General features: G+C 61.2%; 1 pseudogene. It reads left to right on the top strand.

Annotation, left to right across the window (positions count from 1 at the left end):
- A pseudogene (locus BKD70_RS23715) lies at positions 1-2,637 on the top strand (hemagglutinin); the annotation flags it as partial.

Below are 2,637 nucleotides of genomic sequence, written 5' to 3'. Positions count from 1 at the left end.
AACAGCGCAGGCTTGATCAGCGCCAAAGGCCCGCTGACCTTCGCGCGCCTGGCTAACCTGACCAACCGAGAACAAGACGAAATCTCCAGCCAGACGGCGTTCACCATCGCCGCCAAACGCATCGATAACGGTGATCGCGGGGTCATCCTCAGTGCCGATCAATTGCGCCTTGAAGCGGATACCGTGGTCAACACCAACAAGGGCTTGATCTCCGGCTGGAACGGTCTGACGGTGGTCGGCAATGGCCTCGACAACAGCGCCGAGGGCACGTTGTCGAGCAAGAGTGGCACCCTGCACACTGACCTCACCGGTGTATTGGATAACCACGCGGCCGGTGCCCTGGTTAGCATGGGCAAACAAACGCTCATCGCGGGCAGCCTGAACAATGATCAGGGGATCATCTCCGGCCAGGCCGATGTCGACCTCAACGTTGCCGGTCGCCTGGATAACAGCAACAACGGCCTGATTTCCGCAGCTCAACACCTGGGCTTCAATAATGCCCAGAGTCAAATTCTCAACCGTGGTGGGCGTATCAACGCCGCCAACATCACCTTTATCGGCGAGAGTCTCGACAACAGTGCTGGCCAACTGATCAGCCAGGGCACCTTGGACGGCACCCTCAGTGGCGCGCTGATCAATGCCAACAATGCGCGCCTGGCCAGTGGCGCAGCCCTGTTGCTGAACGCCGCCAGCCTGGGCAACCGAGGCGGCCAACTGGTCAGCCAGGATCGCCTTGACCTGACCCTCGCCAATGGCGACCTGGATAACAGCGCCAAAGGCACGCTTGCCAGCCAGAAAGACCTGGTGATCAAGCTGTTGGCCGGTGACGTTCAAAACCAGCAAGACGGCCTGATGTTCAGCCAGATGGGCAAGCTCGACCTTACCGCCCGCACCCTCACCAACGATCAAGGCACGCTGCAAAGCCAGACCGATAACCGCCTGCGCCTCAGCGGCGCCCTGAGTAACCAGGGCGGCCGCGTCGACAGCCTCAGTGGCAACCTGGACCTGGAAACCGCCAGTGTAGCCAACACGGCCGGTGGCGTACTCAACAGCAGCAAGGGCTGGGTCAAACTGGTCACTGGGTTGTTCACTAACAGCAACGGCATCACTCAGGCGCAGTCGCTGGATATCCAAGCCAAGGGCGGGCTGCTCAACCAAATGGGGCATTTATCCGCACTCGGCGGTGAAAGCCGCATCGTCACCACGACCTTCAATAACCAGGGCGGCGGTGTCTACGCCGATACCTTGCTCAAGGTCACTGCCCAGGCTTTCGATAACCAGGGCACGGCGGCCGTTAAGGGCGGCAAGGTCGGTGCACGCAATATCGACTTCGGCCTCACTGACGCCCTGAGCAATGGCTATGGCCTGATTGAAAGCGACGACGTCCTGCGCCTTGCTGCGCAAACCATCAACAACGTCGGCGGTAACCTGCGGGCCATGGGCCGTACGGGCACGACCGACATCGATGTTTCCGGCCTGTTCGATAACCGCTTCGGCGTGCTTGAAAGCGCCAACGAACACCTGAACCTGCAAGCCGCCGGCCTGGACAATAACGGCGGGCGCATCGTACACACCGGCACCGGTACGTTCGACCTGACCTCCGACCAAGTCACCCGGGCCGGCGGCAGCTTCGTCACCAACGGCCAGTTGGACATCAAGGCTGCCAGTTGGACCAACAGCAGCGTGATCCAGGCCGGGCGCCTGAACCTCGACATCGGCCAGTTCACCCAGACCGCCAGCGGCCAGTTGCTCGGTGCACAAAGCCTGATCGGCATTGGCAACACCTGGACCAACGACGGCCTTCTGGCCAGTGATGGCACCCTCAGTGTGACGCTCACCGGTGGCTACAGCGGCAACGGCCGCGTCAGCAGCCTGGGCAACATGAGCCTCACCAGCGCCAGCATGGACCTGGGCGAGAACGCCCGCATTGCCGGCGGCGCACTCAACCAGGTCACTAGCACGAGCCTGAATAACCACGGGCGCCTGACTGCCATCGGCGACCTGACAGTCAATGCCTCCACCCTGAACAACTACGGCACCCTGGGCGGCGCCGGAAAAGTCCGGCTGAACGCCACGCACCTGGTCAATGACAAGGGCTTGCTCTTCAGCGGCAACGACATGGCGTTGCGCGTCAATGATTTCAGCAACCGCTATGGCGACGTCTACAGCCTCGGCGCCCTGGACATCGCCCGGGATGATGCGAGCGCGCGCAGCAGCCTGATCGAGAACGTCTCCGGCAGCCTGGAAAGTGGCACCGGCATGCGCTTGCTGGCAGACACCCTGAGCAACCGTCGTGACCAGTTCACCACTGAAATGAAGCTGGTGTCGGGCAACCTCAATATCTATTGGAACGACTACTGCAAAGGCAAAGGCTGCGAGCTGTACTTCAACTCGGTGGAGAAATACGAAGATGTCATCACCGGCAGCTCGGCCTCTGCGTTCATCAACGCCGGTGGCGACCTGACTGTGGGCAGCCAGACCTTCGATAACCTTTACAGCTCGGTATCCGCCGCCGGGAATATCCTGATCAACACCGATGTGCTGACCAACCGCGGCGCGGCAGGCGGCGAAGAGCGTCACTTCAATTCCGGGCTCTATACCCGCGACCGTGGCATCTACAACACCTTCATGGAGCGC

The organism is Pseudomonas sp. BS-2016 (genome assembly GCF_001806145.1).
GTDB classification, from domain to species: domain Bacteria; phylum Pseudomonadota; class Gammaproteobacteria; order Pseudomonadales; family Pseudomonadaceae; genus Aquipseudomonas; species Aquipseudomonas lundensis.
The sequence above is the reverse complement of the archived record's forward strand: the minus strand, read 5'-3'. Positions and strand labels throughout refer to the sequence as shown.